A 25448-nucleotide genomic window follows, 5' to 3' on the forward strand; every position below is an offset into this window, starting at 1 on the left:
GGCTGTGACTGCCCTGCCCGGTGTGCCGCCCCGCCCGCCTGCCAGCCCCGAACAGCGCGAGCGGGTGCGTGCGGTGGCGGCCACGGTGGCCCTACATGTGGCGCTGCTGGCCGGATTGTTGGCCCTGCGCCCCGCTGCGCCCACCCCCAGCACCCGCACCGCCCCCGACCCCACCCGCGCCCCGATGGAAGTGCTGACCCTCGCGCCTTCCCCGGACGTCCTGCCGTCTACGCCCACCGCCACGCTGACGCCTCCGCAACGGCAGGCCCAGCAACAGGCACAGCAGCAGCGACAGCAGGCGCAACGAAATGCAGCGCGGGCGCAGGCACAGGCTGCCCAAACTCCAACAGCACAGACCCCAGCAGCACGCCCTCCAGCGGCTCAGGCTCCAGCTGTTCAGACCCCACGGCCCCCGGTGGCTCGGCCCACGCCTACGCCCGTCGCGCCCGCCCCTGCACCCGCGCCCGCTGCCTCTGCCCCAGCCGGACAGACTGCCCCGCAAACTGGAAGAACCGCCGCACCTGCTGCCCCAGCGCCTGCCACCCCGTCTTCATCAACACAGCCTTCAGCAACCCAAGCACCCGCAGCCCAGACCCTAGCAACACAGTCTCCAGCCGCTCCAGACGTGGCCCCGGCAGCGCAGGCCCCCGCAGCAAGCGAACCTGTGGCCGCATTGCCCAACCCGCTTCCCACCTCGCCGGAGGTGGCCCAGCCCGTGCTGGAGGAGGCCAGCGCCACCCCCACGCCCCAGACACCGGAACCTGCCCCCGAAGCCGCCCGGACCCAACCCGAGGCCCAGCCGGAAGCCGCCGCGCCGGAACTTCCGGCCCAGCCTACCAGCGCTGCGCCTCCTACCAGTGCGGAACCTGAAACGGTCTCGGCCCTGCCCCGGCGGGAAGACAGTTCAGTAAACACGCCTGAAACCAGCGCCCCAAGCACTGCCACTGCCCGCAGCGATTCGCCCGACCCGGGTGAGGCGGCTCCGGCCCGCAGCTCCAGCGCAGCCAGCAGCACGCAGGATGACGGCGGCCCAGCGGATGCAGTGGCCCGCATTCCAGCGCGGCCACTCTCCTCGGCGGCTCCGCAGGCCAGCGCCCCGGAAACCTCGGCAGGCACGCGGGGCACGCCCGTTCCCGTGACCCCACAGGCCGAGGCTGGACGCGCTGGAACTGTCGCTCCTGCGGCAGCGGCAGAGCAGAGCGCTGCGGCAACGGCCCGGACGCCTACCACCCGTCCGGCTCCGTCTGCCACAGAAGCAACCGACGCACCGACGACGCGCACGCCAGCGGCTTCTGCTCCAGCCAGTGCGCCAGCCACATCCGCCGCCCGGACTCCGGCAGCAGCAGAAGCGGCGGCTCCGGCCAGCAGCGCACCCGCACGGGCCGCAGCTCAAGCGACCTCAGGCTCAGCCGCTCCAGATTCGGCAGCCCGTGGAGCAGGCGTGCGCCCTGCCGATGCTGCTCCAGCGGCGGCAGAAGCGCCAGCGCCTCAGACCTCGGCCCGCACGCCGGGGAACGGTTCTGGAAGCGGTGCAGCGACCCCAGAAACCGCCGCCCCCACAGCCCGAACATCCGGCGCGGCGGCTCCTGCTCCATCCGGCACGCCCGACGCTGCACCCAGCACGCGGCCCGCGTCCGGCACGGCTTCCACGGGCAGCGCGGCAGAAGCGGCGGCCCCCACCGCAGGTCGCACGCCCGCGCCCGGAAGTGGGGGCAGCGATGCGGCGGCGGCGTCCCGTCCGGGCACAGGTGGCGCTGCTGGCACTGGCGGCGGCACAGGCGCGGGCACGGCAGGTACAGGAGAGGAAGCAGGCGCGGCCCGTCCCGGCAACGGTGCAGGAGCGGGCGCAGCCGCCTCGGGCACAGGCACGGCAGACGGCGGCGCGGAAGTGGCCCGCGCAGGCGGCAGGGCAGGCGCGGCGGGCGGCACGGAAACCCGGCCCCTCAACTGCACCGTGGTGCTGGACGTTCGCGCCTTCCCCAAATTCCAGCGCGACATGACCAGCTTCGTGTACGACGCGGGCGGCACGCAAATCTGGCCCGATGCAGCACTGGTCAGGGGCGTCAGCAGCCAACTGGTGCAGGAAGGCAACCTGCATACCTACGTGACCTCCGAGGGGGCGCTGGGCAGCTTTCCCAACATCACGCGCCTGACGGCCAGCCGGGTGCAGCCCAACCGCCTCGCGCCCCGGTCTGCCGTTCTGACTGACGCCGTGCTGGACGCGGCCACCGCCGCCCAATTCCGTTCGGCGGGGCAGGCGTGCCGCGTGGTCTATCTCAAAGTCCCCTGATCCCATCAGTTCTGCCCACCAGCAGCCGTGCCACAGCATCAGTTGGCCGTCACCCTGTCCCTGTTCAATGGAGAACAACCATGCCTAACTTCATCCTCAAAACGTCGATTGCCCTGACCCTCGCCGCCCTGATCTCGGCCCCGGCCTTCGCATGGGTGCCCAAGTTGGAGGAAGTCACCGCCAAGAACGTCATAGACGGCGCGTATGGACGCCGTGACCCCGTGCCCACCTTTCAGGCCCTCGACCTCACCGTGAAGGACGGCAAATTTGTGGCCGGAACGGTGAATGCCTTTGCGGGCGGTGAAAAATGTGTGGCCGACTGGCTGGCCGCCCCCAGCGATTTTGCCGCAGGCAGCCGCCCCCAGAGCATCACCGTGATCGGGCAGGCCGACCAACTGTATTTTCAGGCTCAGGCCGCCCGCGACAGCTTCGGCAACCTGACCGCCGCCGACGCCCTGGCCGCCGACCTTGCCAGCAAGCGCATGCCCGACGGCCAACTGCGCGTAGACATCGGTGTGAAGGGTCTGCCCAGCGAGAAGGCGCGGCAGGCCTACAACGTGCGCCTGAAAGCTGCCGACGGCAAGATGATCGCGCCTGTGCGGGCCACCTTCGTCAACGATTTCAAGCAGGATGCGGGCACCTGGCAGGGCACCCTGGTCTATTACTTTGAGCCGTTGAAGGCGGGCGTGGGCGCAAGCGACAAGGTGGAATTGTTGCTGAGGACGGAAGCCGACAGCAACTGCGCCTATAGCGTGCCGCTGGACTTGGGGAGCTTTAGCTGAGGACTGGAGTTTAGTTGTTGGTCTTCTCCCACGTTGGATTCCCCCACCCCCCCGCCCCCGCCCCCAAAGGGGTCAGGGGAGTGGTCGTTGCACTGGGCAGGAGTGATCTTGTCGCGTTCAGACCTGGCTTTCTCGCTCATCTGAAGCGGAATTGCCCCTTCATTCTGAGCTGGAAGTGGCCCGCGCGTTGCACGCACGACGGCCTCACACGGATGGGGCGGGAACGGTTTGGGGTGGGCGAACCCCCCAGTCTGCTTTGCAGCCCGCCCCCTTAGAGGGGAGCACCAACGCTCTTGTCCTCCCCTCTAAGGGGGGGCGTTGCACAGCAACGGGGGGGTTCACCTTTGCTGCCCGTTCCCAGAGGGGTCAGGGGTGCGCTTGGCAGGGGTGATCTTGTCGTGTTCATCTGAGATGAAAGAGAGTCCGTATCGGCTGCTTTTTGCCCTTGCCCTTCCACTTTCTTAGACCCTGAGTTCCTGACCCTTAGACAGCGCTGATCTCTGACCATTTCCCCCCCCAAATCCGTACAATGCACGGCGTGTCAGCCTCCGCCTTCTTGCCCCCCGAATCTGCCCCGGCTTCAGCTTTTCCCTTGCTGGTCGTGGATATCGGCAACACCAGCACCGTGCTGGGCTTGGCCGACGCGGGCCTGAATCTCACGCATACCTGGCGGGTTCGCACCAACCGTGACGTGCTGCCCGATGATCTGGCGCTGCAACTTCGCGGCCTGTTCGATCTGGCGGGGTTGGGGGGTGCGGGCGTGGCAGGGCCGCGTGCGGCGGTTCTGAGCAGCGTTGCGCCGCCCGTGGGCCAGAATTACGCGCTGGCGCTGCGGCGGCATTTTGGGGTCACGGCCTTCGAGGTCTCGGCTGCCGCCCTGCCGGATGTGCGCGTAGAACTCGATATTCCCGACGCCGTGGGCGCAGACCGGCTCTGTAACCTGTTCGGCGCAGAAAAGTATCTGGGAACGCACGAATACGCGGTGGTCGTGGATTTCGGCACGAGTACCAACTTCGACGTGATCGGGCGAGGGCGGCGTTTTATCGGCGGGGTGCTGGCAACCGGAGCGCAGGTCAGCGCCGACGCCCTGTTTTCCCGCGCCGCCAAATTGCCCCGGATTACCCTCGAAGCGCCCATGAGCGCCATCGGCAAAAACACCATCCACGCGCTGCAATCCGGGCTGGTGTTCGGGTACGCCGAGATGGTGGACGGCCTGCTGCGCCGAATTCGCTCCGAGTTGCCCGCGCCTGCGGTGGCGATTGCCACGGGCGGTTTTGCCCGCACCATCGAGGGCATCTGCCGCGAAATCGACCATTACGACGAAACCCTGACCCTGCGCGGTCTGGTGGAACTGTGGGCCAGCCGCGTCGGAGTGCGGGCATGAGTGAGGCTACTGGCCTCCAGATCGTCAGCCTGTTGCCCAGCGCCACCGATCTGCTGTTTGATCTGGGTTTGGGTGCGAATGTGGTGGGCGTCAGCCATTCCTGCGACCATTCCGGCGCGGCGGGGTTGCCGATTCTCACGCGCTCCATCGTATCCCCGGATGCGCCGCAGGCCGAGATAGACCGCGCCGTCAGCGAGGCGGTGCGCGAGGGGCGAGCGCTGTATCAGGTCGATGGCCCGCTGCTGGACAGGCTGAATCCTGATCTGGTGGTCACGCAGGGCGTGTGTGAGGTCTGCGCGGTCACGCCCGGAACCATCGACGCCGCCGTGCGCTACCTGCCCGGTTGCCTGCCCGCCGCCCACGTCCTGAGTCTGGAAGGCCGCAGCGTGGCGGGCATTCTGGACGATTTGCGGGCGTTGGCGGTAGCTGCCGGAGTGGGGGACAGGGGAGAGCAACTGGCCGCCGATGCTCTACACGACTGGCAGAACATCGTTCCCGCGCCGCACGGCCCGCGTGTGCTGACGCTGGAATGGGTCGAGCCGCCTTTTTATGGCGGTCATTGGGTGCCCGAACAGGTGGAGCGAGCAGGCGGCGTGAACGTGCTGGGCGCGGCAGGCACCGACTCTGGCCGCGCCACCTGGCCCCAGATCGCCGCCCTTGACCCCGACATCATCGTGGTGATGTGCTGCGGCTACGGCCTGAGCGACAATGCCGACTTTGCCCGCACGCTGCTGACCCGAACCGATCTGCGGGCGGTGCGCGAAGGGCAACTGTGGGCCGTGGACGCCAACGCCCAGTTCAGCCGCCCCAGCCTCGGCGTGGTGCGCGGCGCGGCGGTCCTGGCCGACCTGCTGCGCGGGCAGGAAAACGCGGGCGAAAGCGTGCGCGTGGGCTAAATCGCTCATCATAGGGATTCCGATTAAACACCGTGCTTTTTGGTGTTTGATCCGAGCGGAACGAGTAGGAAAAGATAGGGGCTACGCGATATGGAGCCGCAAGCGGTGCTTTCCCGATTGTGGCGGAATTAAGCGGAGTCCCTATCAGACCAAAGCGGCGTTTCCCTTTCGTGGGACGCCGTTTTTTCAACTTTCTCAACGTATGGTGCAAAAAGAAGCCGCTCCTGAGCAGTTCCAGTCCAGCGCCAGCCCCAAGGCCGCACAGCCCCGAGACACCACAAAAAAGGCCCGGACACAGTCTTTCTCGCGTCCGGGCCTCTGAGTCTTGCTGAACTTCAGCCGCTGATCAGCAGCATGATTTTGTGTACGGCCCAGCCCAGCGCGATGCAGGTGGGCACGGTCAGCACCCAGGCAGTCACGATTTTTCCGGCCACCTGCCACTTCACTTTCCTGAATCCCTTGGTGGTGCCCACGCCCATGATGCTGGTGCTGATGGTGTGCGTGGTACTGACCGGAATCCCCAGTCGGCTGGCCGTTTCGATGATCAGAGCGGCGCTGGTTTCGGCCACGAAGCCGTCCACGGGTTTCAGATCGACGACCTTGAAACCCATCGTTTTGATGATGCGCCAGCCGCCCACGCTGGTGCCGAGGCCCATCGCAGCGGCGGCACTCAGGATGACCCACAGCGGTACGGTGTCGAACTGCGTGCCGAAGTAGGCACTGAGCGCAAAAGTCATAATGCCCATCGTTTTCTGGGCGTCGTTGCCGCCGTGACTGAAGGCCATGAATGCCGCCGACCCGATCTGTGCCCAGCGGAAGGTGCGCGTGACGGTGCGGGGCCGCATCCAGCGCAGCACCAGCCACGACAGCAGGAACATCAGCAAGATGGGCACGAGGAAGCCCAGCACCGGGCTGGTCAGCAGGCCCGTCAGGGTTTTGTTGACGCCTTTGGGAATGATGGCTCCCCAACCGCCCGCCGCCACGCCTGCGCCCACCAGACTGAAAATCAGGGCGTGGCTGGAACTGCTGGGAAGTCCCTTCCACCACGTGAACAGGTTCCAGATGATCGCGCTGATCAGGGCGGCGGCGGTCAGTTCCAGCGTGGCAATGTCCTGCGACACGATGTCTTTGCTGACTGTTTTGGCGACGGCAGTGCCCGTGAGTGCGCCCACCACGTTCATGACGGCGGCCATGGCGATGGCCTGTCCGGGGGTCAGGACTTTGGTGGCGACGCTGGTGGCAATCGCGTTGGCGGTATCGTGAAAACCGTTGATGAAATCGAAGGCCAGAGCCAGCGCAATGATGGCAATCAGGCTGAGAAGAGCAGGTTCCATGATGGTAGAAACCCGTCCGTTATGCGTTCTTCAGCAGGATGCTTTCGACCGTTTTGGCGACCCGCTGAGCTTGATCGCTGGCGTCTTCCAGCAGGTTGGCGATTTCGCCGCCCCGCATGGCCCGGATCATGCCCGGTACGTCGGTCACGCCCAGATACAGGGTGCGCTGCACTTCATCGCTGATGGTGTCGCCCTGATCTTCCAGTTGCCGGATCTGGTTTGCTAGCGCCGCGAGTTCGCTCACGCGGGCCTTGTCTTCGATCATGGGCATGCCCTGTGCCAGCAGCGCACACTGCTGCTCGACCACACGGGCCAGTTGCGCCATCTGTGGCAGCGGCTTTTCTATGCCGTACAGGCTCAGTTTGCGGGCGGCGTCTTCCATATCGTCCACCAGATCGTCCAGTTCATTGTTCAGGTCGATGATGTCTTCGCGGTCAAACGGCACGATAAAGCTTTCGGCCAACAGGCTGGTCACTTCCCGCGTGATCCGGTCGCCTTCATGTTCCAGGTCGCGTACCTTCTGTACCTTGTTCTCTACATCGGTGTAGTTCTCCAGCAGGTCTACGAGCGCTTTGGCCGTGGCGTGGGCATTGCGGGCCGCCTCGGCAAACTTGGCGCTGAACTGCGGATTACGGGGCATAAATTTAGACAAAACCATGATGTTCCTCCGGGGACGTGACGCTGCTGGAGCAGCAGACAAAAGCCTGACAACTCCGCTTGATTCTCAGAGAGTATGTCAGGGCTGTGTCAGGTCATGCAGACAAGAAGGGGGGAGAGGCCAGATTTGATGCCTCTCCCCAGCAAATCAGGGTGTCAAATCAAAATGTGTACGAGGACTCAGGGCAGCTTCAGCGGCTGCGTGAAGGTGGCCCGACGCTGCTGGGCATCGCTGCCGATGGTATTTGCGCCGGACGGCGTGCTGCCCGCATCCGGCGCGATGTCGCCCGCGCCATAGCCGTCGCCGCCGAACACGCCGCCCATGATGCCCACGCCCCCGGCAGGCTTCCCGGTCAGGCCCAGCGAGGCCCACGGAATCGCCAGTTCAACCGTCTGGGCGGGCAGGGTGCCGCTCGCCGCGTATTTGTAATCGGCGGTATTCACCTCGGGCGCAGTGGTATCGCTGGTCACGCGGCGCAGTTGGGCGCTCTGGTTCTCGTAGCGGGCCACAAATGCATCCACGCCGTTTACACCGCCGCCAAAGGTGGCCGCCCGCTTCCAGGCGTCGAAGTTGTCGGCCTGTGCCGCGCCGCCCGTCTGGTAATCCAGATACAGAATGCCGCTGTTGCCCGCCACGCGGTAGGTATAGGCCAGATAGAGGTATTGCGCGTCGCTGTCGGCCTGCAAGCTCAGCCAGTTGTTGTCTGCGCCGAACACACCCTCGGCAGGGCTGTCCAGCTTGACAGCGGGAGCCGTCCAGTCGCTGAGGTCGCCGTCGATGGCGTATTTGGTGCGGTCATCACGGGCCAGATCAAGGTCGGCCCCGGTCTGGGGTGCGGTGGCCGTGCGCGTGGCTTCCAGATAGCCGCCCGCCGTGGCCTTCAGCGTCTGCGGGCCAGCGGGCGCAAACAGCGAGTAGCTGCCGTCCGGGAAGGTGAGGGCGTAATTCAGGTTGGGGTCGGCGGTGGTGGCCTCGACCAGTGCGCCCGCAAGGGCTGTGCCTGCGCCCGTCACTTTGCCTTCGATGATGGCGGGCACGGGTTTGTCGATAAAGTCGTAGGTGCCGCTGTAGGTATTGGCGGGCGTGGTGGTGCTGCCCGTGACATACACGCGGTCTCCCTGGCCCGGTCCCTCGTAGCCGCTGTTTTTTGCGCCCGCGCCGTCGTTGCCGAACTTGAATTTGATCTCGCGGAACAGGGGCAGGTCGATGTCGGTTTTCCACTGGCCCCGGCTGGTCTGGGTCATGGGGTATTCGATCTGAGCGCCCGTATCAAAGCGCCGCAGTTCGATGGGGCCGTTGCCCTGCGTGCGGGCGTCCACGGTAAACGTGACCTTGACGGTGTTGCTGGCGCTGGGCGTGGCGCTGATGCTGGTGCCCCGGCTTTCTGCGCCGTTGACATCCACGGTCACGACCCGGAAGGTGGCGGCCTCTCCGTTGCGAACCCCGGTTGCAAGGTAGCGGGCCTGTGTGCTGGGCAGCGGGGCAAAGTTCAGCAGCCGCTCTGTGCCGCCCGCCGTTTTCACGTACACGCGGTAGCCCGTGACGGCGGCCTGCGTGCTGGGGGTCCAGGTCAGTTCGACTGCGCCGTCGCCTGCGCGGGCATTCAGGCCGCCCAACTCCGGTAGGGCCGGATTGATGTTGCCCGCCGAGCCGCCTCCCGCCGGGGCACTCAGGGCCAGCGTGGTGCGGGGCGGCAGGGTACCAATCAACTTGCCGTCCGACACGCTGAGGGGGTTGGCGCGGCCCGTGATCTCGGTCAGGGCCGAGGTGCCGAAGGTGCCCAGCAGCGGAATTCCGCCCCCGCTGAGGGTCGCCAGATCCACCGCCGTATCCCCGTTGTTGATCACCACGACTACCGGCTGCCCACCCTTGCCGTCGGTGGCTACCCGGCGATAAGACAGGATGGGTGCGCCGCCGTTGGGTCGCCACAGTTCCTGCTGTGCGCCTCTGGTCAGCACACGGTATTTGCTGCGGGCCGAAGCCAGCGCCGCCAGACGTTCATCCAGCGGGCTGCCTGCCAGCGCCCCAAAATTCATATCCTCGCGGTTGCCCTGTCCCAGCACATAGTTGTAGGGGTCGCCCTGCCCCGGCTGCGCGATTTCGCTGCCCTGATACACGCTGGGCGTGCCGCGAGAGGTAAAGATCAGGCTCAGCGCCGTATCCAGACGCTCGGCAGCCTGAGCGCCCGTGCCGCCCCGCTCGGTCACTTCGCTCACGAAGCGGCGAACATCGTGGTTGTCCACGAAGGTGGTCAGGCGGGAAGCGTCCTTGTACGCGCCGTCCTGTGCAAACACGTCGGCCACACGCCCCAGGTCGCCGCCCGCGCTGCTGAGCTGGTCTTTGATGGCGTAGTACAGCGCAAAGTCAAACACGCTGGGCGAGCCGAGATCGTCCATAAAGTGGGCCAGATACGCCGGGTTGCCGTCGAAGACTTCTCCGACGGACCACAGTTTGGCCGGGTCACCCGCGCCGCCCGCTGCAAAAAACTGCTTCCAGTACGCGTCCGGCACATGCTTCATGGTGTCGATCCGCAGGCCGTCTATGCCCGACTGATCGCGCCAGAAGGTCACGAAGTTGTTCAGGTATTGGGTCACTTCCGGCACGCTCTGCTTGAAGTCGGGCAGGCCAGCCAGGGCGCACACCGTGACCTGATCTTCGGGCCTTGCAGCGGCGCAGTCGGCGTCGGTGTTAAACCAGTTGGGGTGATCGGTGACCAGTTTGGAGCCGTAGCCCGCGTGGTTGACCACCACATCCTGAATCACCTTCAGACCCTTGGCATGGGCGGCGGTCACCAGCGATTTGTATTCGTCCAGCGTTCCGAAATGCGGGTCTGTCTTGAAAAAATCCTCGGCCCAGTAACCGTGATAGCCCGCAAACGGCTTGCCCACATTCGGGCCGTCGCCCACCGGAATGGCCGGAACCTGCAACACCACGGGCGTGATCCACAGCGCCGTGAAGCCCATCTTGTTGAAGTAGCCCTCGTTGATCTTGCTCATCAGTCCGGCAAAATCGCCGCCGTGCCAGCCCAACGGATTGGTCTTGTCAGCGGTGTCTCCGGCATTGCGGGCCGGGCCGAGGTCGTTGGATGCGCTTCCATTTGCAAAGCGGTCGGTCATGGCGAAGTAGATCACCTCGTCGCGCCAGTCGCGGGCGTCCACGGGCGCGGGCGGCTTGATCAGGTCGCACGAGGAGAGGGCCAGAGACAGGGTGATGGCCGACAGCACGCCGAAGCGTCCAACAGACGGAATTTTTGCCATGTGTGTATTCAATGAACAACGCCGCAGGGGAACCTGTCAATTCCCTGACGGTCTTTGGCCTTACGGGTGGCTTAATCTAAATCATGTCAAGTTCTATTAAGGCTGTCTGGAATGGTGAAGTGATTGCTGAATCTGACAACACCGTGGTTGTAGAAGGCAATCATTACTTTCCTCTTGAAAGCGTTCGGGCCGAAGTCTTGCAGGCCAGCCCCACCCATTCCACCTGCCCCTGGAAGGGAGAGGCCAGCTATTACAGCCTCAGCGTGGGCGGCCAGACCAACAAAGATGCTGCGTGGTACTACCCTGCCCCCAAAGACGCTGCCAAGCAGATTGCCGGACGGGTCGCCTTCTGGAAGGGTGTGCAGGTGGGCTGAGAGCAGGTGTTGAGTGTGGTGCAGTGTCCTGATCAGACGGCTGCTGCTTCCTCCAAGTCGTCCAGATCGGTGGGCAGGGTCCTGAGCTGCCCAGCCAGTTGAACCCGGTTGTGTCCATCGTCCTGGGCCTGTCGCAGGGCACGGGCGGCGTCTTCCAACATGTCCTGGCTGCTGAGATGCTGTGCCCAGACCGTGACGCCCACACTGATGGTGGGCAACACCCCGCCCAGCGGTAATGAGGCGACCCGCACGCGTAGTCGCTCGCAGGCGGCCCGGGCAGCGCGGTCGTCAGGCACGCGCAGCAGCAGGGCGAACTCGGTTTGGCTCAGGCGGCCCACCACATCCTGATCCCGCACTGTCGCGCTCAGCGTTCGGGCGACGTGCGCGGTCAGGCGCTCGGTAAACGCCTCACCGCGCTCCTGCTCCATGCGCTCCAGGTGATCGAGGCTCAGCACGGCCACGGCCAACCCGGATGGACGGCGGGCGGTCAGGCCAATCAGCAATTTCTCGAAGGCGACCCGGTTGGGCAGCCCCGTCAGTGGATCCTGGTCGGCTCCACGGGTGGCGAGCCAGGTGCGGCCTCCGTTGGTCTGGTCACGCATGTGGCGCAGCACTGCCCGTTGGCCCAGCACGGTCACGCCCCCTGCCAACAGCATCTGCGTCAAGGTATTCAGTGTTCCGGCGTCGGGCATAGGCCCCTGCGCCCCCTGATTCCCCAGAGCGTAGACCAGCAGCAGGAGGCTGGTGGCCCCCAGAGCAGTCAGGCTGAGGCGCAGGGCACGCCGCTCACCCAGTCCCCAGGAATGGGCCATCAGCAGGATGGGAAGCCAGGGAGCGGTGGCGGCCATCAGTTCGGTGCGGCCCACCACATCTGGCGCAAACAGCGTAAAGCCGATGCGTCCCAGCAGGAACACCCACGCTCCCACCAACAACACGCCGTCTATGAACCGGACCGAGGCGCGGCGCGTACAGGCCAGCACCCACAGCCCCAGAATCAGCACCACCAGCGCGGGCAGCCCGATCTGATCGAAGGCATTGCTGCTGCCCAGGTGGAGCGCCAACGAGGCGAGCGCTCCCACTGCTGCCAGAGGTAGGGTCAGGCAGTACGTGGCGCGGCGATCATGACCCAGACGAAACACGCTGCCGCCTTTGGCTGTGGTGACGCTGTCGGGACCGGGAACAACGTGGTCTGACCTACTGGGCATGCCGCGTCCTGTCAAGCAACTGGTCGGGCCACTGGGATGACGGTCTCAGGTGCAGCCGAGCGACAGGAGCCTGTCTGTGGCGGGCCATCCAACGCGCCCGTGTGGGATTGTCCTGCCTGCAGGCCGACTTGCCACCGACCTGTCCAGAAACGAATAGAGAAACAACCGCAACCCTCATACTGGCAGCAGATCACCCCTCCTCTGACCCGACCCTGACAGGGTGCCGCGCCGCGCTGCGTAAAGGTATGGAGGAGGCGTGTCACCATGCAGCTATGACTGCTCCTGCGCCCACGCCACCAGGCTTCCCAGACGCGCCCAACGACCCTGGTCAACCCAGTCCTGATCAACTGCTGCGGGAAGCTCGTGCAGGCCTGGAGCGGCGGGCTTCCCACCTGATGACCGCGCTGGGCCTGCTGGCCGTCCTGTCGGGGTTGGGACTGCTGGTGGCGGCGTGGCTGGCGAATGTGGGTTGGCAGGCCTTCCAGCGGCTTCTGGCCTTACCCGAAATGCAGACAGAGCTGAATCTGCCCGCAGGCCAGACCCTGACCGACCTGATTCCGGGCTGGATGCTGCCTGTGGTGGTGGCCCTGAGTCTGGCAGGCACTGCCCTTCAGATCTGGGCCACGTTACGTGCCCGCGCGACCATCGGAGCCGTGCGCGACCAGACGCTGAATCCCTCTGCCGACCATGCAGAAGCCCTGATCAAGGCGGCCCGCACGGTGCGCCCCTGGATCACGTTGGGACAATGGACACCGCTGATCTGGACCGGGTTTGCCCTGCTGTGGTTTCCCCTGCCCCTGGCGCTGCTGGGCCGCCTTGACCCGGCAACCTCCGGGAACACCGAATCAGAACCGTTCCTGACGGCCTTTGCCCTCCTGTCTACCGTGATTCAGAGTCTGCCCGGCATCATCCTGACCTGGCTCATTCTGGCCGCGATTCGCCGCTGGCTGGACGCCGTGGTGGCCCGCGCTCAGGGCGGTACGGCTCCAGTCACGCCTGTTTCACGCCCCGTAGAAGGCTGGCTGCTGTTCGTACTGATCGTCTTGATCCTGGGCACGGTCAGCCTGCTTCTCGGCGCGGTGCCCCTGCTGGCGCTGCCTGCCCTGTTCAGCACGCTGATCGCCGACGATCCCAGTCTGTCGGGCCTCTCTGGCCTGGGCCTGACTCCAGACAATCTGAAGGCGCTTTTTGTGTGGATGGCGGTGCTGCTGGTGTTCAGCGGCCTGATATACGGCCTTCTGACGGCAATGATGGCCTGGTCGCGGGGGCTGGCTGCCAACGTCGCCACCGTGCTGGACGCGCCGCTGCCCCATTCGCCTGTGATGAATGTCTGGAGTACCACCTCAGCCGTCCAAGATCCGTGGGCAGGCCCGGTGACAGTGGTTCCGCCCCGCAACTAGAGAGCAGGACTTGTGGGGCGTAGGAAAGGCGTGAGGAGACTGTGGATCGTGCAGAAGGGCAGAGGCTCAGCGCAGGTCTGGATTCTGTTCCTGCCACCTTTCCACGGTCCACACCCCTATCAGTCCAGCGCGGGCACCGGGTAGGGCAGCGTCCCTTCGTAGATGGCGCGGCCCACGATGGCTCCGTGAATGCCTTCCTCCTGCAACAGGCGCACATCATCCAGATTTGCCACGCCGCCGCCCACGATCAGGGTATTGATCCACAGGCCGCGCACCTGCCGCATCAGGTCGCGGTCCAGGCCGCGCAGCGTGCCGTCGCGGGTCACGTCGGTAAAGATCAGGGTCTCCAGGCCCGCATCGGCCAACTGGGGGGTCAGGTCGGCCACATTCAGGCCGCTGCCCTGTGCCCAGCCGTGGGTGGCCACTTCCAGCCCGCGTGCATCCAAGCTGACCACCACCCGTTCAGGGCCGTGGGCGGCGATCAGTTCGGCGACCAGTTCGGGATTCTTGACGGCAGCCGTACCGATCACCACACGCTCCACACCTATTTTGATCAGGGCTTCGGCACTGGCACGGTCACGAATGCCGCCGCCGACCTCTACAGGCACGCCCAATTCCTGCGTGATCTGGGCAATCACGGCGCGGTTTTCGCCCCGGCCCGTGGCAGCGTCCAGATCCACCAGATGTACCAGTCCTGCTCCCAACGTCACCCAGTGCCGCGCCGCATCCAGCGGAGACTCGAAATACACGGTTTCGCGGTCAGGGTCGCCCTCGTACAGCCGCACAGCGCGGCCCGACTGAATATCGACGCACGGAATGATCAGGGGGATCAGGCGGGGCGTGGGGTTGGGGCCAGAAACGGGCGCGGTCATGCGGGCCAGCATACCGACTCTGCCGCGCCGAAACTCTGCCCCCTGCTGACGCCCTCCCCAAACCGGGCTACACTGCCCCCTGACGTGCGAATCGGGATTGTGACTGCCACCTATCAGCCCTCACGCAATGGGGTTGCCACCAGTACGGCGCTGTTTGCCCAGGGCCTGCGCCAGCGGGGACACGAAGTCAGCGTCTTCGCGCCGCGTCACCCCCTGATGCCGCCGCACGAGCGGGGCGTGTACCGCCTGAATTCCTCCTTTGCCGGGGCGCGGGCGATGGGCGCTCCTGCCGATTATCCGGTGATGCTGGCTCCGGGGCCGCTGCTCACTTCCCGCCTGCCGCTGCGGGATCTGGATGTGCTGCACACCATGCATCCCTTTCTGGCCGGACGGCTGGCCCTCAATTGGGCGCGGCTCTCGGGCGCTCCGGTGGTGTTCACGGCCCACACGCAATATGAACAGTACCTGCACTACACGCCCATGCCCAGGCGGGTGGGCCGCGCCATTTTGCGCCCGCACGTGGCCGCCTTTGCCCGCCGGGTGGATGCGGTACTGGCACCGGGCCGCGCCATGTTGGAGATGCTGCGGGAATACGGTTTCACGGGCGATATCCAGCTCTTTCCCAACCCCGTTGACCTCGCTGCCTTTCAGCAGGCCGAGGGACTGACCTTCCGGGCCCAGTACCACATTCCGCAGGACGCGCCACTGGCGATGTATCTGGGCCGACTCGCCCCCGAAAAGAATCTGGGCGTGATGCTCCGCGCCTTCGAGCAGGCCCGTGCCAGCCGTCCCGATCTGCGGTTGTTGGTGGTCGGAGACGGTTCCAGCCGCGAGGAAGCGCAGGCGCTGGCCTCCGACGCTGTGACCTTTACTGGGCCAGTGCCCTACACGCAGGTGCCGCAGGCTCTGGCCGCCGCCGACGCCTTTATCACCGCCAGCACCTCTGAAGTGTTGCCCATGAGCATGATTGAGGCGCTGGCCGCCGGGACGCCCCTGGTGGCCGCCCGCAGCCCCGCTGCCCTTGATCTGGTTGTGGAGGGCATCAACGGCACTGTGCGCGAGCCGACCGCCGACGCCCTGGCTGCCGGACTGCTGGAAGTGCTGTACCCGGCCAACTTGCCCAGCTTGCAGGCAGGCGCACGCCACAGCGCCAAGCAATACGACCTGCGGGCACGCGCAGAGGCGCTGGAACAGGTGTATCTGCGGGCTATTGCCAAGAAGCGGCGCTGAGAAGGGTGGTGGGGATGTAGGAAGGGCGTCTAAGGGGCTAGGGTCTAAGGGCCAACAACAAACCATGCCTCTGATTTCTGTTCCCGCCCATGTACACAGCAAAACGGCCCCCGCATCGCTGCTGGGGGCCGTACTGTGGTGCCGAGGATGGGACTTGAACCCACACGCCGTGAAGCGCTAGTCCCTGAAACTAGTGCGTCTACCAATTCCGCCACCTCGGCATCATCTTGGTTGCGCCCGCGCAGGGCGCGTTTCAGGGCTTGTTTACTTTAGCCGCGACTTCCCCAACTGTCAACAGGCAAGGCCAGAGAATCTAGTTGGGAGGCCAGATGGCCTATGCGCTGGTAGGGGCGGCCTGTCGGCAGTTTGGCCCACTGGCACGACAAAAAGCCGGGTAAAATCGTCAATGGAGTCTACCCGGTGCGTCTCTTTGCCGGAGAGCCTCTGAGATCAGCGGCGACGTGTGGGCGTTGCGCCAAAACGCTTTCGTGCTTGCGTCAGCAAAAAATCCAGGGTCCGGTCACGTTTGCGGGCCTTGCTGTACTTGCTGCGCTGCCCGGTTTTGCTACGCCGAACCATGCTGATAATTTCCAGCACGATAGGGGCGAATACGGCGATTTTTTTCAGGCTGCTGCCAGAGCGGGAAGTTTTCATACCACCGAGTACGGGAAAGCGAGCGGGAAAGTTGCTGGGAGTGGAATCAAGTTAAGGGCAAGCTAAAGGGAGCGTCACGGCGGGCACGCTCCCTTTGGATTTGATGTGTTTTAAAACAAACTCGTTTCTAACATTTGCTCAAGCGGATTGTATCAATCTTTAGTGTTAAACGAGTGAACTTAATTTCAATGAATTTCGGATGGGCTGTAATATATTTGGCTAGGTCATTCTTAATATTGTTCCAGTATATATAGTCACCTAAAACAATTACCTCATTATCGTACAGGGTCTTTTTATAGTCTGAACATTCGATTATTACATACTGTCTGCCGTCTCCTGAGCTTGCACCGATCCCAATCTCGGAATCCTTCCCGATGATCTCAATACTTCCCAAGCTCGGGTGATTCAATTGGGTGAGGGTTGTATCTTTACTTTTGTTGCCAGAGAAAAGAAAAGTTAAGAAGAAAAGAGAGGCTACAGAAAGAAATGCAAAAGCATGCAATCCTAAATCCTTCATTGATTTATAGAATTTATCAGAGGAATTGATGTTGGTTTCCAAGGTTTGAAGTTTCCAGAGTCTAGGTGCCCTAATCACGCACCTATGACATACCAGAGGGCCGCTCGCTTTGAGGGTAATCCAAAGGGAGCGTCACGGCGGGCACGCTCCCTTTGGGTTTGGTTGGCCTCAAAACAGTGTCCACCAGTGGCATTTCGGTAGCTTGCTTGTATCAATGTCTACGGTCAGATTGGCGAGCTTGGCCCGGATAGAGTTGGGATAGACGGTGATGTATTTGGTGGAATCATCTTTGATTCGCTGCTAATCTATATTATCAGGCATCGCAGATACTATTTTATCAAGAATGATCTTCCTGCTGTTTTGACATCTAATAATCAAGGATTGCTCACTCACTCTTATTTCTGACATACCGCCATCGAAAACGTTTCTGCCTACAAGTGAGAATCTGCCCAGCTCTGGAGTAGAGGTTCTGAATAGAGTGAAGTTCTGGGGCACTCCACAGGAACTCAACAACACTGTTGTGAGGGCTGAGCCAAAAAATGATCTGATTTGAACGGAGAAAGTCATTTTTTGCCTGAGAGCGGTAGATTACTGCTCGCCGTACACCCTCACCTCTACATCCAGCTTGCCGCGCCCGCCGCCAAAGTAGGTGCCGCGCACGGGAGACACGTCGCCGTATTCGCGCCCATGTCCGATCTTGATGTGCTTTTCGCCTGCCAAGCAGTTGTTAGTGGGGTCGTAGCCCAGCCAGCCGTATTCGGGAATCAGGCACTCGGCCCAGGCGTGGGTGGCTTCTGCGCCCAGCATGTCGCCGCCGCTGTACAGGTAGCCACTGACATAGCGCGACGGAATGCCGAGCTGCCGCGTAATGCCCAACATGGCGTGCGTGAAGTCCTGACATACGCCGCGCCCGTGCTGGGCAAATTCGGCCAGCGGAGTATTCACGGCGGTGGCCTTGGTGTCGTAGGAAAACTGGCGGTTCAGACGGGTGGTGAGATCCATCAGGAAGCTGGGCAGGTCGTCGGTGGGGTTGGGACGGGCCACACCGAACACTTCGGGCCAATCTCCGCTGGGCACACGGGGGCTGGCGACCAAAAATTCGGTGTTTCTGGCCCTTGCACTGCGCAGCACGCTGAAAGGAGAGGGCGCGGGCATGGTGACGGCGTGCGTGTCGACGATGGCCTGCGCCTCTATTTTGAGGTAGCGGTGGGGTTCGTGAACATGCACATGGTGCACGATGGCCCCGAAATAGTCTTTGTGAGACGTGATTTCGGCGTCGGGTTCCACCTGAAGGTGAAAGGAGCGCACGCTCTGGCGCACCTCGCGGGCCGGGTGCAGGCGCACCTGATTGAACGAATCCCAGGCGGGTTCGGGGTAGTGGTATTCGGTGGTATGCCTTATCTCGCAGCGCATGGTTCTGGCCTCATCCTCATTCCGCACCAACTGCCGGGCCGTACATGAGGGCGGCGCGGGGGAATGTTCGGGCGGCAGTCTGACACGCGGCCCCGCACCGCAATGTTACGTAGAGCAGACGACCCGCCTAGGCAACAGGCTCCCGCTGCCGCCGATGTCGTCTGACACAGGCGGGGGCGCAGCGAGGGCGGCCATTTGGGGGGATGCTGCAAAAGGGGTGACTTTGCCGGAATGGTGACCCTCATGTTGCTTGCCGCCTGTGCATTCTCGTGGGTCATTCTTGCTGGAAGTACGCTGCATTGATGGCGGCGCCCACCCGGTTAAAGTCGCCCAGCAACTCTTCCAGAGAGGGATTGTCTTCATCCAGAATGTCGGCCACGCGGGCATATTGCAGCCTCGCCACCAGCCAACGAGACAGACGCGGAATTTCGGGATGTGCGCCGGGGTGGTGGCGTTCAATTTGCATCAGTGCTGCTTCCAGATTCTCGGCGCTGTAGCGGACGCTGCGCGGGAAAAACTCGTCGAGCAGCAGGAAGTCTCCGATGGTCTGGGGGTCTATACCGCTGTGGATGCGCTTGCGGTAGGCCTCATACGCGCTGGCTCCCTTCAGCACACTCACCCAGCGCTGATCCTGCATGGCCCGCTGGCCGGGGTCTTCGACCGGGCGGGCATCGATGCCCCGGTAACGGCTCTGCAGCACGCGCAGGGTGTTGTCTCCGCGTTCCAGCATCTGTCCTGCCCGCATAAACGACCAGCCCTCATCACGCGGCAGGGTGGCAAAGGCGATCCCAAAGAAAAACTGACTGGCATCGCGGGCGGCGGCGCAGTATTCAAACAGGCCGTCGCGGTCAAGCACCGATTCGTTTTCAAAGCAGAGGTTCAGGTAGGTGCGGTTCAGGGCTTCCCACATCTCCGAGGGAATCCGGTCACGCAGACCACGCGCATTTTCGCGGGCGCGGGCCACGCTAGTGGCAATGCTGGCCGGATTATCGCGGTCGAAGGCCAGCCACGCGCTGATGCTGCGGGCATCCACGCGGCCATATTTGGCCCGCAGATCGGCGTCGCCGCCCGTCAGTTCCAGCAGGGGCATCCAGTATTCGCGGGCGCGGCCTGCCATTTCCAGCGTGGCGTAGTAGTTGACGTTCAGAAGCCGGGCCGTATTCTCGGCGCGTTCCACGTAGCGCCCGATCCAGAACAGGTTCTCGGCCAAACGAGAGAGCAGCAGCATCAGCGTTCCCCTTCTTTGGTCTGGGCTTCATTCTGGTTCAGCTCGTCGCCGTCCAGTTGGTCTTTTTCCAGCTCCTGCTGATACGAATGACGCTCCGGCGATTGAGGTTCGGGCGGTGGCAGGGTGCCCTCAGAAGTCTGTGTCTGAGATTGCCCCTGGTGCTGACTCTGCCCATACGCCTCGATCTGGGCGTCTTCGGCGGCACGCACGCGGGCCTGACTGAAACTGGGCTGAGATTGACTCTGGCTCTGGCCCTGTGCCTGCCCCAATCCCTGTGCCTGGCCCTGGACTTGCCCCTGCGATTGACTCTGAGACTGGCTCTGGCCGCCGCCCACCGGAACCGCGCCGAACCCGCCCTGAAACTGGCTCTGGGCCTGATTCTGTGCATTCTGGCCGTCGCCGTGCATGATCTGACTCATGCCCTGCGGGGTGGCGGGGCCGTCGTGATCCAGCACCCACGTATCCTTGCTGCCGCCGCCCTGAGAACTGTTGACCACCAGACTGCCGCGCCGCAGGGCCACACGGGTCAGGCCGCCGGGTACGATGGTCACGTCTTTGGTGCCGTACAGCACGTAGGGGCGCAGATCGATGTGAGCGCCCTCGAACTGGCTGGCGTCCGGGTAGAAGGTGGGATGGCGGCTGAGGCCCACCACTGGCTGGGCAATAAACTCACGCGGCTCCAGGCGCACCTTGACCAGATAGGCGTCGATCTCGTCGCGGGTGGCGTAGGGGCCGATCAGCATGCCGTAGCCGCCCGCCTCGCCCACGGCCTTGAAGACCAGATCTCCGGCGTTGGCAAGCATGTATTCCAGATGGTCGGCATTCCAGCCGAGGTACGTGGGCACGTTGTTCAGCAGCGGCGTTTCGTTGAGGTAATAACGGATCATGTCGGGCACGTAAGCGTAGACGGCCTTGTCGTCGGCCACGCCGGTGCCGATGGCATTGGCAATCGCCACGCGGCCCTGACGGTACACCTCCACCAGTCCGGCCACTCCCAGAGAACTGTCGCGGCGGAAGGCCAGCGGATCAAGGAAATCGTCGTCGATGCGGCGGTAGATCACGTCTACCTGTTTGCGCCCGCCTGTGGAGCGCATCCAGACCCGGCCCGCATCGACAAACAGGTCGCGGCCTTCGACCAGTTCCACGCCCATCTGCTGGGCAAGGTAGGCGTGCTCGAAGTAGGCGCTGTTGTACATGCCGGGGGTCAGCACCACGACTGTGCCGTTGTCTCGGGGACTGACCGACTGCAAGACCTCCAGCAGCGCGGTGGCGTAGTGCTGCACGGGCCGCACGCCCTGCGCCTCGAACATGCCGGGATAGATCCGGGTCATGGCCTGACGGTTGGCAAGCAGATAGGACACGCCGCTGGGCGAGCGCAGATTGTCTTCCAGAACCAGATATTCGCCCTGCTCGTTGCGGATCAGGTCGGTGCCGACGATGTGGGTATAAATGCCCTGCGGCACCTGCACCCCGTGGACCTCACGCCGAAAATGGGCCGAGGTGTAGACCAGTTCGGCAGGCATGACGCCGTCGCCCAGAATCTGCGCGTCGCTGTAGATGTCGCGCAAAAAGGCATTCAGCGCCTTCACGCGCTGGGTCAGGCCCGCTTCCACATGCGACCATTCACTGGCCGGAATGATGCGGGGTACGGGGTCAAAGGGAAAGGTGCGCTCGGTGCCCTGAGAATCACCGTATACGGTAAAGGTAATGCCCTGATTGCGAAACGCCAGATCCAGCAGGCGGTGACGCCGCTCGAACTCGGCCACCCCCAGATCACTGATGTACTCCTCGACGCCCTGATAGTGCGGGCGAACCTGTCCATCTGGCGTGAACATCTCGTCAAAGAACCTGTCTCCTGGCTCGTACTTCATGTCCCCGCCTCCTCTAGTGAGGTTTCCCTCGCTGTGACTAGATGCCCCAAGATAGCGGACGAAAAAAAATACAGCACTCGGCAGTCAGACAAGCGGCAGACAAAGGACGTCTGGAGAGGGCTGCACGGCGCAGGTTTCTCTGCTGTAGAGCAGATATTTCCGGTTCTGGATGGGCTGAATCGGCAGAGGTTGCCCGGCGTTGGAAACTTGCTTGATGCCCGGTCAGTTGAACTGTATGCTGCTGGATGTGACCCCACCTTCCACACCGATCTTCCGCAAGAAGTCTGTCCCCTGGCTGGTGTTGTGGGCGCTGGCCTGCGCTGCCCTGGCTTTTTTTGCCGATGCGCTGGGCGTTGCCCACCTGCGCGGCTGGATCGTGGGGGCGTTCTTCGTGGGAGAAGTCCTGATTTACGGAAATAAGGCGTCTGGCTAAGTCAAACGTTTTGTCTGTGGTGAGCAGGAAAAGCATCAGTGAGCATGAACTGTGTGGGTCGTCAAGAAGAGGAAGTTCTGGAAACCCTAAGTAAAGTTTGGGCCTGACTTTCCCCCGGCACCGGGCCTGCTACCCTACCCATGTGACCCGCCCGCCCACTGACGTTCCAACCCAGCCTCAAACCACCCAGCCCCCCGCCACGCTGCCCCTGCTGGTGGCCTTCGATCTGGACGGCACCCTGATTGCCGACGGATCGCGGGATATTCCAGCATCTACGGCAGAGGCGTTGGCCCGCCTGAAGGCATTGGGCGTACAAGTTGCGATCATCACGGGCCGCGACCTGCCCCCCGATGCTGTGCGGGAAGCTGTGCAGCCTGACGCCGTTGCCACCAACAACGGTGGACGCATCGAAATAGGCGGCCAGCTGCATCAGGAATCACGCTTTGGGCCGGGCGACCTGGAAGCGGTGCTGGCGCATGAACTCGACGACGCCCGTATGGTGTTGTTTGCCGCTGATTGCCTCTATGTAGATATTCCCGAAAATCTAGAGCCAGAGCCGTGGATGTTGCTTCGTACCCACAAACCGATCTCGGAAGCGCCCCAGGAAGACATCCAGAAGGTGGGGTTTTACCACCCTGGCGTGGCGGATTTCGCAGGCCGGTTGCGCCTATCTCATCCTCATCTGGTGCTGACTGGAGCGCAGCCGCCCTACCCCCATTTTCTGACTGTGACGCCAGACGGGGCACACAAAGGCGCGGCACTGACCCTGATCGCGGAGGCGCTGAATGTGCCGATAGAGTACACGATTGCCTTTGGAGACAGCGACAACGATCAGGCGATGCTGGAAGTGGCTGGACATGCCGTGCAGGTCGGCACGCTGCCTCTGCTGGCCCAGCACGCGCATCAGCAATTGCCGGATCATCTGGCACTGGCGGAGTATTTGAATGGGTTGGCAGACAGGGTAGAAGGGCAGCAACAGTAAGAAGTCAATCGGGGGGAGGGATTTTGGGCGGTGGGCTTGCTGGGTATCCTCCATCTTTTCCACTGCCCCCTCACTCCTGACCAACTACATTTTTTCCAACCGCAGATGATGCGTCAGTCTTTCCGGCGCGTCGCTTTCACGGTGGGCAATGACCATGATGTGCGTGCCCGCCGCCGCCAATTCGGGTAACAAGGCCAGAAACCGCTGGCGGTGGTCGGTGTCCAGAAAGTCCAGCCCTTCATCCAGAATCAGGAGTTTGGGCGCGTGTAGCACGGCGCGGGCCAGCAGCAGGCGGCGCAACTGCCCCTGTGAAAGCGTATCGGCAGTGCGGGGCAACAGGTCTTGCAGGTGCAGGCGGGCGGCGAGGTGTTGCACGGCATCGGCCTGCGCGGGCGTCAGGTCGGGCGCAAAGCCCTCGGTGCCGTCCCAAGCGCTTGCCAGAATGTCGGCCCCGGTCCAGTCCCGGCGCTGGCGGATGCCCACTTCGGCCCCGATCAGGCCGATGGTGCGGCGGCGCGTACTGAGCAGGTCGCGTTGACCGGAGGCCGCGAGGTAAGGCCGCTCCACCGTTCCGCCCAATGCCGCGCCCAGTTCTCCGGCGATCAGCCTTGCCAGCGTGCTTTTGCCGCTGCCGTTTTCGCCCGTGACCAGCCAGTGTTGCCCCGAGTGCCACGTCCAGCTCAGCGGCCCCAGCGCGGCGTGTCCGTTGCGGTACACCATCACGTTGTGCAGCCGAATCAGGTCGCCGGTGCCAGGAGGAAGGGGGAGGTTGATGGCTCTGGGCTGAGGCTGAAGCGCGGGTGCATCTTCATGCCGCACCTGTCCGTCGGCGATGCTGACCGTGCGCCAGGGCAGATCGGGGGCCTCCTCGGGTCTGTGGGTTGCCAGGACCACGGCCACACCCGCCGCGTATATCCGCTCCAGCACGCGGCCCAGCGTCTGGCGTGCGCCTGTGCTCAGGCCATCGGTGAATTCATCCAGCAGCAGGGCTTCGGGGCGGGGCATCAGGGCGCGGGCCAGCACCACCCGCCGCCGCTGCCCATGACTTAACATTCGGAAATCTCGCTCCAGCAGCGGCTCCAGCTCGGTCAGGGCCACCACCTCGGCCAGCCGGGTCAGGGCTGCGGGCGTGGGTTCCCACAGTCTCAGCGTATCGCCCTCAAATCCGGCCAGCAGCACATCCTGTACGGTCTGTTCCCAATCACGGGTCAGAAAGAAGGCTTCGGCGTCCGGTCCCACCACACTCAGGGTGCGGCGGGCGTGGACGGCGTGGCGCTGAATCTGGCCTTCATGGTGCTCAAAGCTATATAGCCTCTCGCCTGCTGCGGGGGCCAGTTCACCCGACAGCAGCCTCAGCAGCGATGTTTTGCCGCCCCCGTTTGGCCCGGCCAGCCGCACGGCCTCGCCCCGGTTCAGCGTCAGCGTCACGCCGTCCAGCAGGGTGTGCCCGCCCGCCACTGCCCGCACCCCACGCAGTTCTATCAGGGGAGCGGTTCTTACTGCTGCGTGTGCGTCTGTTGCCGTCTCTGCCGTCATTCCGGCCAGTTTAGCGGCCCGGAGTTAGGAACGTCCTCTGCCCTGATGCTGGGGGTTGGTAGCCCGGCGTCAACGCTGATCCCCCGACCTACCGGACAACCTCTGGAGGCTGCCTCTGGCTGGGAACTTCTGCCTCCCGCGCCGCGTACTTTCAGTATGGGATTTACAATTTTTGTGATCGTCCTGATGCTGCTGGTGTTCGTCACTCTGCTGTCCGGCATCAAAAGCGTGCCGCAGGGCTATGAATGGACCCAGGAACGCTTCGGCAAGTTCCAGCGTGCCCTGAAACCGGGGCTGAATATCATCATTCCCTATATCGACCGCATAGGCCGCCGCGTGAACATGATGGAACAGGTCATGGACGTGCCCAGTCAGGAAATTATTACCAAAGATAACGCGCTGGTCACAGTAGACGGTGTGGTGTTCTATCAGGTGCTGGATTCTGCCAAAGCCAGTTATGAGGTTCGCAATCTGGAGCAGGCCACCCTGAACCTCACCATGACCAACATCCGCACCGTGATGGGCAGCATGGACCTCGACGAACTGCTGTCCAACCGCGACCAGATCAACGCCCGCTTGCTGATGGTGGTGGATGAGGCCACCGAGCCGTGGGGAGTGAAAGTTACGCGAATCGAGGTCAAGGACATCAAGCCGCCTGCCGATCTGGTGGCAAGCATGGCCCGTCAGATGAAGGCCGAACGCGAAAAGCGGGCCAATATTCTGGACGCCGAGGGTTTCCGGCAGGCCGCCATTCTGAAGGCCGAGGGCGAGAAGCAGGCCGAGATCCTGAACGCCGAGGGCCGCCGTCAGGCCGCCTTTCTGGAAGCCGAGGCCCGCGAGCGTCAGGCGCAGGCCGAAGCCGAGGCGACCCGCGTGGTCAGTGACGCGATTGCGGGCGGCAGTGTTCAGGCTGTCAATTACTTCATTGCCCAGCGGTACATCGACGCCCTCAAGGAAATCGCCGTGGCTCCCAACCAGAAGACCCTGATCTTGCCCATCGAGGCCACCGCCGTTCTGGGCAGCTTGCAGGGCATTGCCGAGATCGCCAAGGAAGCCTTTGGCGTGGGCGGCAGCAATGCGGGCCTTGGCGGCTTCGGCAATACTTCTGGCCCAAATCGGGGCCGAGGCTAAG

General features: G+C 63.6%; 21 protein-coding genes and 1 tRNA gene. 10 read left to right on the forward strand and 12 right to left on the reverse strand.

The genetic code is table 11. From position 1 onward, the window contains the following. The first annotated feature begins 4 nt into the window (after positions 1-4). The 4 genes from F561_RS27300 (at position 5) to F561_RS0116660 (ending at position 5352) form a co-directional block, all read left to right on the forward strand. Positions 5-2290, forward strand: coding sequence for a hypothetical protein (locus F561_RS27300; protein ID WP_026299000.1), 2286 nt, complete (start codon positions 5-7; stop codon positions 2288-2290). An 80-nt stretch (positions 2291-2370) separates the two neighbouring features. Continuing rightward, positions 2371-3072: a hypothetical protein gene (locus tag F561_RS0116650; protein ID WP_019011102.1), complete on the forward strand. Its 702-nt coding sequence runs from the start codon at positions 2371-2373 to the stop codon at positions 3070-3072. A 529-nt stretch (positions 3073-3601) separates the two neighbouring features. Then, complete coding sequence (locus F561_RS0116655; RefSeq protein WP_019011103.1) at positions 3602-4456, forward strand: type III pantothenate kinase; 855 nt, start codon at positions 3602-3604, stop codon at positions 4454-4456. Further along, positions 4453-5352: an ABC transporter substrate-binding protein gene (locus F561_RS0116660; protein WP_019011104.1), complete on the forward strand. Its 900-nt coding sequence runs from the start codon at positions 4453-4455 to the stop codon at positions 5350-5352. The genes F561_RS0116655 and F561_RS0116660 overlap by 4 nt, the downstream gene beginning before the upstream one ends. Before the next feature lie 335 nt (positions 5353-5687). On the opposite strand, the gene F561_RS0116665 is transcribed toward F561_RS0116660, so the two are convergent. From F561_RS0116665 to F561_RS0116675, 3 genes are all read right to left on the reverse strand, one after another. Beyond that, positions 5688-6686, reverse strand: a complete 999-nt coding sequence (locus F561_RS0116665) for an inorganic phosphate transporter (RefSeq protein WP_019011105.1) — start codon at positions 6684-6686, stop codon at positions 5688-5690. A 19-nt stretch (positions 6687-6705) separates the two neighbouring features. After that, positions 6706-7344 carry a DUF47 domain-containing protein gene (locus F561_RS0116670; protein ID WP_026299002.1) on the reverse strand — a complete coding sequence of 213 codons (639 nt, stop codon included), beginning with the start codon at positions 7342-7344 and terminating at the stop codon, positions 6706-6708. A 179-nt stretch (positions 7345-7523) separates the two neighbouring features. Beyond that, on the reverse strand, positions 7524-10601 hold the full coding sequence (locus F561_RS0116675; protein ID WP_019011107.1) for an alpha-amylase family glycosyl hydrolase: 3078 nt from the start codon (positions 10599-10601) through the stop codon (positions 7524-7526). A gap of 95 nt (positions 10602-10696) precedes the next feature. Here F561_RS0116675 and F561_RS0116680 point away from each other — a divergent pair, with 95 nt between their 5' ends. Then, a complete protein-coding gene (locus F561_RS0116680) occupies positions 10697-10975 on the forward strand; it encodes a DUF427 domain-containing protein (RefSeq protein ID WP_026299003.1) in 279 nt (92 codons plus the stop codon). A 32-nt stretch (positions 10976-11007) separates the two neighbouring features. On the opposite strand, the gene F561_RS0116685 is transcribed toward F561_RS0116680, so the two are convergent. Continuing rightward, positions 11008-12180 carry a GGDEF domain-containing protein gene (locus tag F561_RS0116685; protein WP_019011109.1) on the reverse strand — a complete coding sequence of 391 codons (1173 nt, stop codon included), beginning with the start codon at positions 12178-12180 and terminating at the stop codon, positions 11008-11010. Between the two features lie 272 nt (positions 12181-12452). On the opposite strand from F561_RS0116685, the gene F561_RS0116690 reads away from it, so the two are divergent. Further along, positions 12453-13580, forward strand: a complete 1128-nt coding sequence (locus F561_RS0116690) for a hypothetical protein (protein WP_019011110.1) — start codon at positions 12453-12455, stop codon at positions 13578-13580. 119 nt (positions 13581-13699) lie between these two features. On the opposite strand, the gene hisA is transcribed toward F561_RS0116690, so the two are convergent. Next, positions 13700-14464 (reverse strand): 1-(5-phosphoribosyl)-5-[(5-phosphoribosylamino)methylideneamino]imidazole-4-carboxamide isomerase, encoded by a 765-nt coding sequence (hisA, locus tag F561_RS0116695; RefSeq protein ID WP_019011111.1) that lies wholly within the window; start codon positions 14462-14464, stop codon positions 13700-13702. Between the two features lie 72 nt (positions 14465-14536). Here hisA and F561_RS0116700 point away from each other — a divergent pair, with 72 nt between their 5' ends. After that, complete coding sequence (locus F561_RS0116700; RefSeq protein WP_019011112.1) at positions 14537-15682, forward strand: glycosyltransferase family 4 protein; 1146 nt, start codon at positions 14537-14539, stop codon at positions 15680-15682. A gap of 136 nt (positions 15683-15818) precedes the next feature. On the opposite strand, the gene F561_RS0116705 is transcribed toward F561_RS0116700, so the two are convergent. The 6 genes from F561_RS0116705 to F561_RS25755 form a co-directional block, all read right to left on the reverse strand. Next, positions 15819-15903, reverse strand: a tRNA-Leu gene (locus tag F561_RS0116705). A 229-nt stretch (positions 15904-16132) separates the two neighbouring features. After that, positions 16133-16336 carry a hypothetical protein gene (locus F561_RS0116710; protein ID WP_019011113.1) on the reverse strand — a complete coding sequence of 68 codons (204 nt, stop codon included), beginning with the start codon at positions 16334-16336 and terminating at the stop codon, positions 16133-16135. A 127-nt stretch (positions 16337-16463) separates the two neighbouring features. Continuing rightward, the gene (locus F561_RS0116715; protein ID WP_019011114.1) at positions 16464-16895 is read right to left on the reverse strand and encodes a hypothetical protein; all 432 of its coding nucleotides are present in this window, start codon (positions 16893-16895) and stop codon (positions 16464-16466) included. A 546-nt stretch (positions 16896-17441) separates the two neighbouring features. Next, entirely contained in the window at positions 17442-18266 is an 825-nt protein-coding gene (locus tag F561_RS0116720; RefSeq protein WP_019011115.1) for a transglutaminase family protein, read from the reverse strand. Between the two features lie 274 nt (positions 18267-18540). Then, on the reverse strand, positions 18541-19494 hold the full coding sequence (locus F561_RS0116725; protein ID WP_019011116.1) for an alpha-E domain-containing protein: 954 nt from the start codon (positions 19492-19494) through the stop codon (positions 18541-18543). Next, the gene (locus F561_RS25755; protein WP_019011117.1) at positions 19494-21365 is read right to left on the reverse strand and encodes a circularly permuted type 2 ATP-grasp protein; all 1872 of its coding nucleotides are present in this window, start codon (positions 21363-21365) and stop codon (positions 19494-19496) included. The genes F561_RS0116725 and F561_RS25755 overlap by 1 nt, the downstream gene beginning before the upstream one ends. 247 nt (positions 21366-21612) lie before the next feature. On the opposite strand from F561_RS25755, the gene F561_RS0116735 reads away from it, so the two are divergent. Continuing rightward, positions 21613-21798, forward strand: coding sequence for a hypothetical protein (locus F561_RS0116735; protein ID WP_157451946.1), 186 nt, complete (start codon positions 21613-21615; stop codon positions 21796-21798). A gap of 142 nt (positions 21799-21940) precedes the next feature. Continuing rightward, complete coding sequence (locus F561_RS0116740; RefSeq protein ID WP_051096977.1) at positions 21941-22780, forward strand: HAD-IIB family hydrolase; 840 nt, start codon at positions 21941-21943, stop codon at positions 22778-22780. Between the two features lie 84 nt (positions 22781-22864). Here F561_RS0116740 and F561_RS0116745 read toward each other — a convergent pair whose 3' ends face one another. Continuing rightward, complete coding sequence (locus F561_RS0116745; RefSeq protein ID WP_019011120.1) at positions 22865-24316, reverse strand: ATP-binding cassette domain-containing protein; 1452 nt, start codon at positions 24314-24316, stop codon at positions 22865-22867. 156 nt (positions 24317-24472) lie between these two features. Between F561_RS0116745 and F561_RS25760 the strand changes: the two genes are divergently transcribed. Continuing rightward, positions 24473-25447 (forward strand): SPFH domain-containing protein, encoded by a 975-nt coding sequence (locus tag F561_RS25760; protein WP_019011121.1) that lies wholly within the window; start codon positions 24473-24475, stop codon positions 25445-25447. The last annotated feature ends 1 nt before the right edge of the window (position 25448 follow it).

It is taken from the genome of Deinococcus aquatilis DSM 23025, assembly GCF_000378445.1.
Classification (GTDB): Bacteria; Deinococcota; Deinococci; order Deinococcales; family Deinococcaceae; genus Deinococcus; species Deinococcus aquatilis.

Coding starts and splice junctions, on each gene's coding strand:
- F561_RS0116660 (WP_019011104.1), top strand. CDS start 4,453: ATGAGTGAGGCTACTGGCCTCCAGATCGTCAGCCTGTTGCCCAGCGCC.
- F561_RS0116725 (WP_019011116.1), bottom strand. CDS start 19,494: ATGCTGCTGCTCTCTCGTTTGGCCGAGAACCTGTTCTGGATCGGGCGC.
- F561_RS25755 (WP_019011117.1), bottom strand. CDS start 21,365: ATGAAGTACGAGCCAGGAGACAGGTTCTTTGACGAGATGTTCACGCCA.
- F561_RS0116655 (WP_019011103.1), top strand. CDS start 3,602: ATGCACGGCGTGTCAGCCTCCGCCTTCTTGCCCCCCGAATCTGCCCCG.
- F561_RS0116665 (WP_019011105.1), bottom strand. CDS start 6,686: ATGGAACCTGCTCTTCTCAGCCTGATTGCCATCATTGCGCTGGCTCTG.
- F561_RS0116720 (WP_019011115.1), bottom strand. CDS start 18,266: ATGCGCTGCGAGATAAGGCATACCACCGAATACCACTACCCCGAACCC.
- F561_RS0116670 (WP_026299002.1), bottom strand. CDS start 7,344: ATGGTTTTGTCTAAATTTATGCCCCGTAATCCGCAGTTCAGCGCCAAG.
- F561_RS0116650 (WP_019011102.1), top strand. CDS start 2,371: ATGCCTAACTTCATCCTCAAAACGTCGATTGCCCTGACCCTCGCCGCC.
- F561_RS0116690 (WP_019011110.1), top strand. CDS start 12,453: ATGACTGCTCCTGCGCCCACGCCACCAGGCTTCCCAGACGCGCCCAAC.
- F561_RS0116710 (WP_019011113.1), bottom strand. CDS start 16,336: ATGAAAACTTCCCGCTCTGGCAGCAGCCTGAAAAAAATCGCCGTATTC.
- F561_RS0116675 (WP_019011107.1), bottom strand. CDS start 10,601: ATGGCAAAAATTCCGTCTGTTGGACGCTTCGGCGTGCTGTCGGCCATC.
- hisA (WP_019011111.1), bottom strand. CDS start 14,464: ATGCTGGCCCGCATGACCGCGCCCGTTTCTGGCCCCAACCCCACGCCC.
- F561_RS0116745 (WP_019011120.1), bottom strand. CDS start 24,316: ATGACGGCAGAGACGGCAACAGACGCACACGCAGCAGTAAGAACCGCT.
- F561_RS25760 (WP_019011121.1), top strand. CDS start 24,473: ATGGGATTTACAATTTTTGTGATCGTCCTGATGCTGCTGGTGTTCGTC.
- F561_RS0116685 (WP_019011109.1), bottom strand. CDS start 12,180: ATGCCCAGTAGGTCAGACCACGTTGTTCCCGGTCCCGACAGCGTCACC.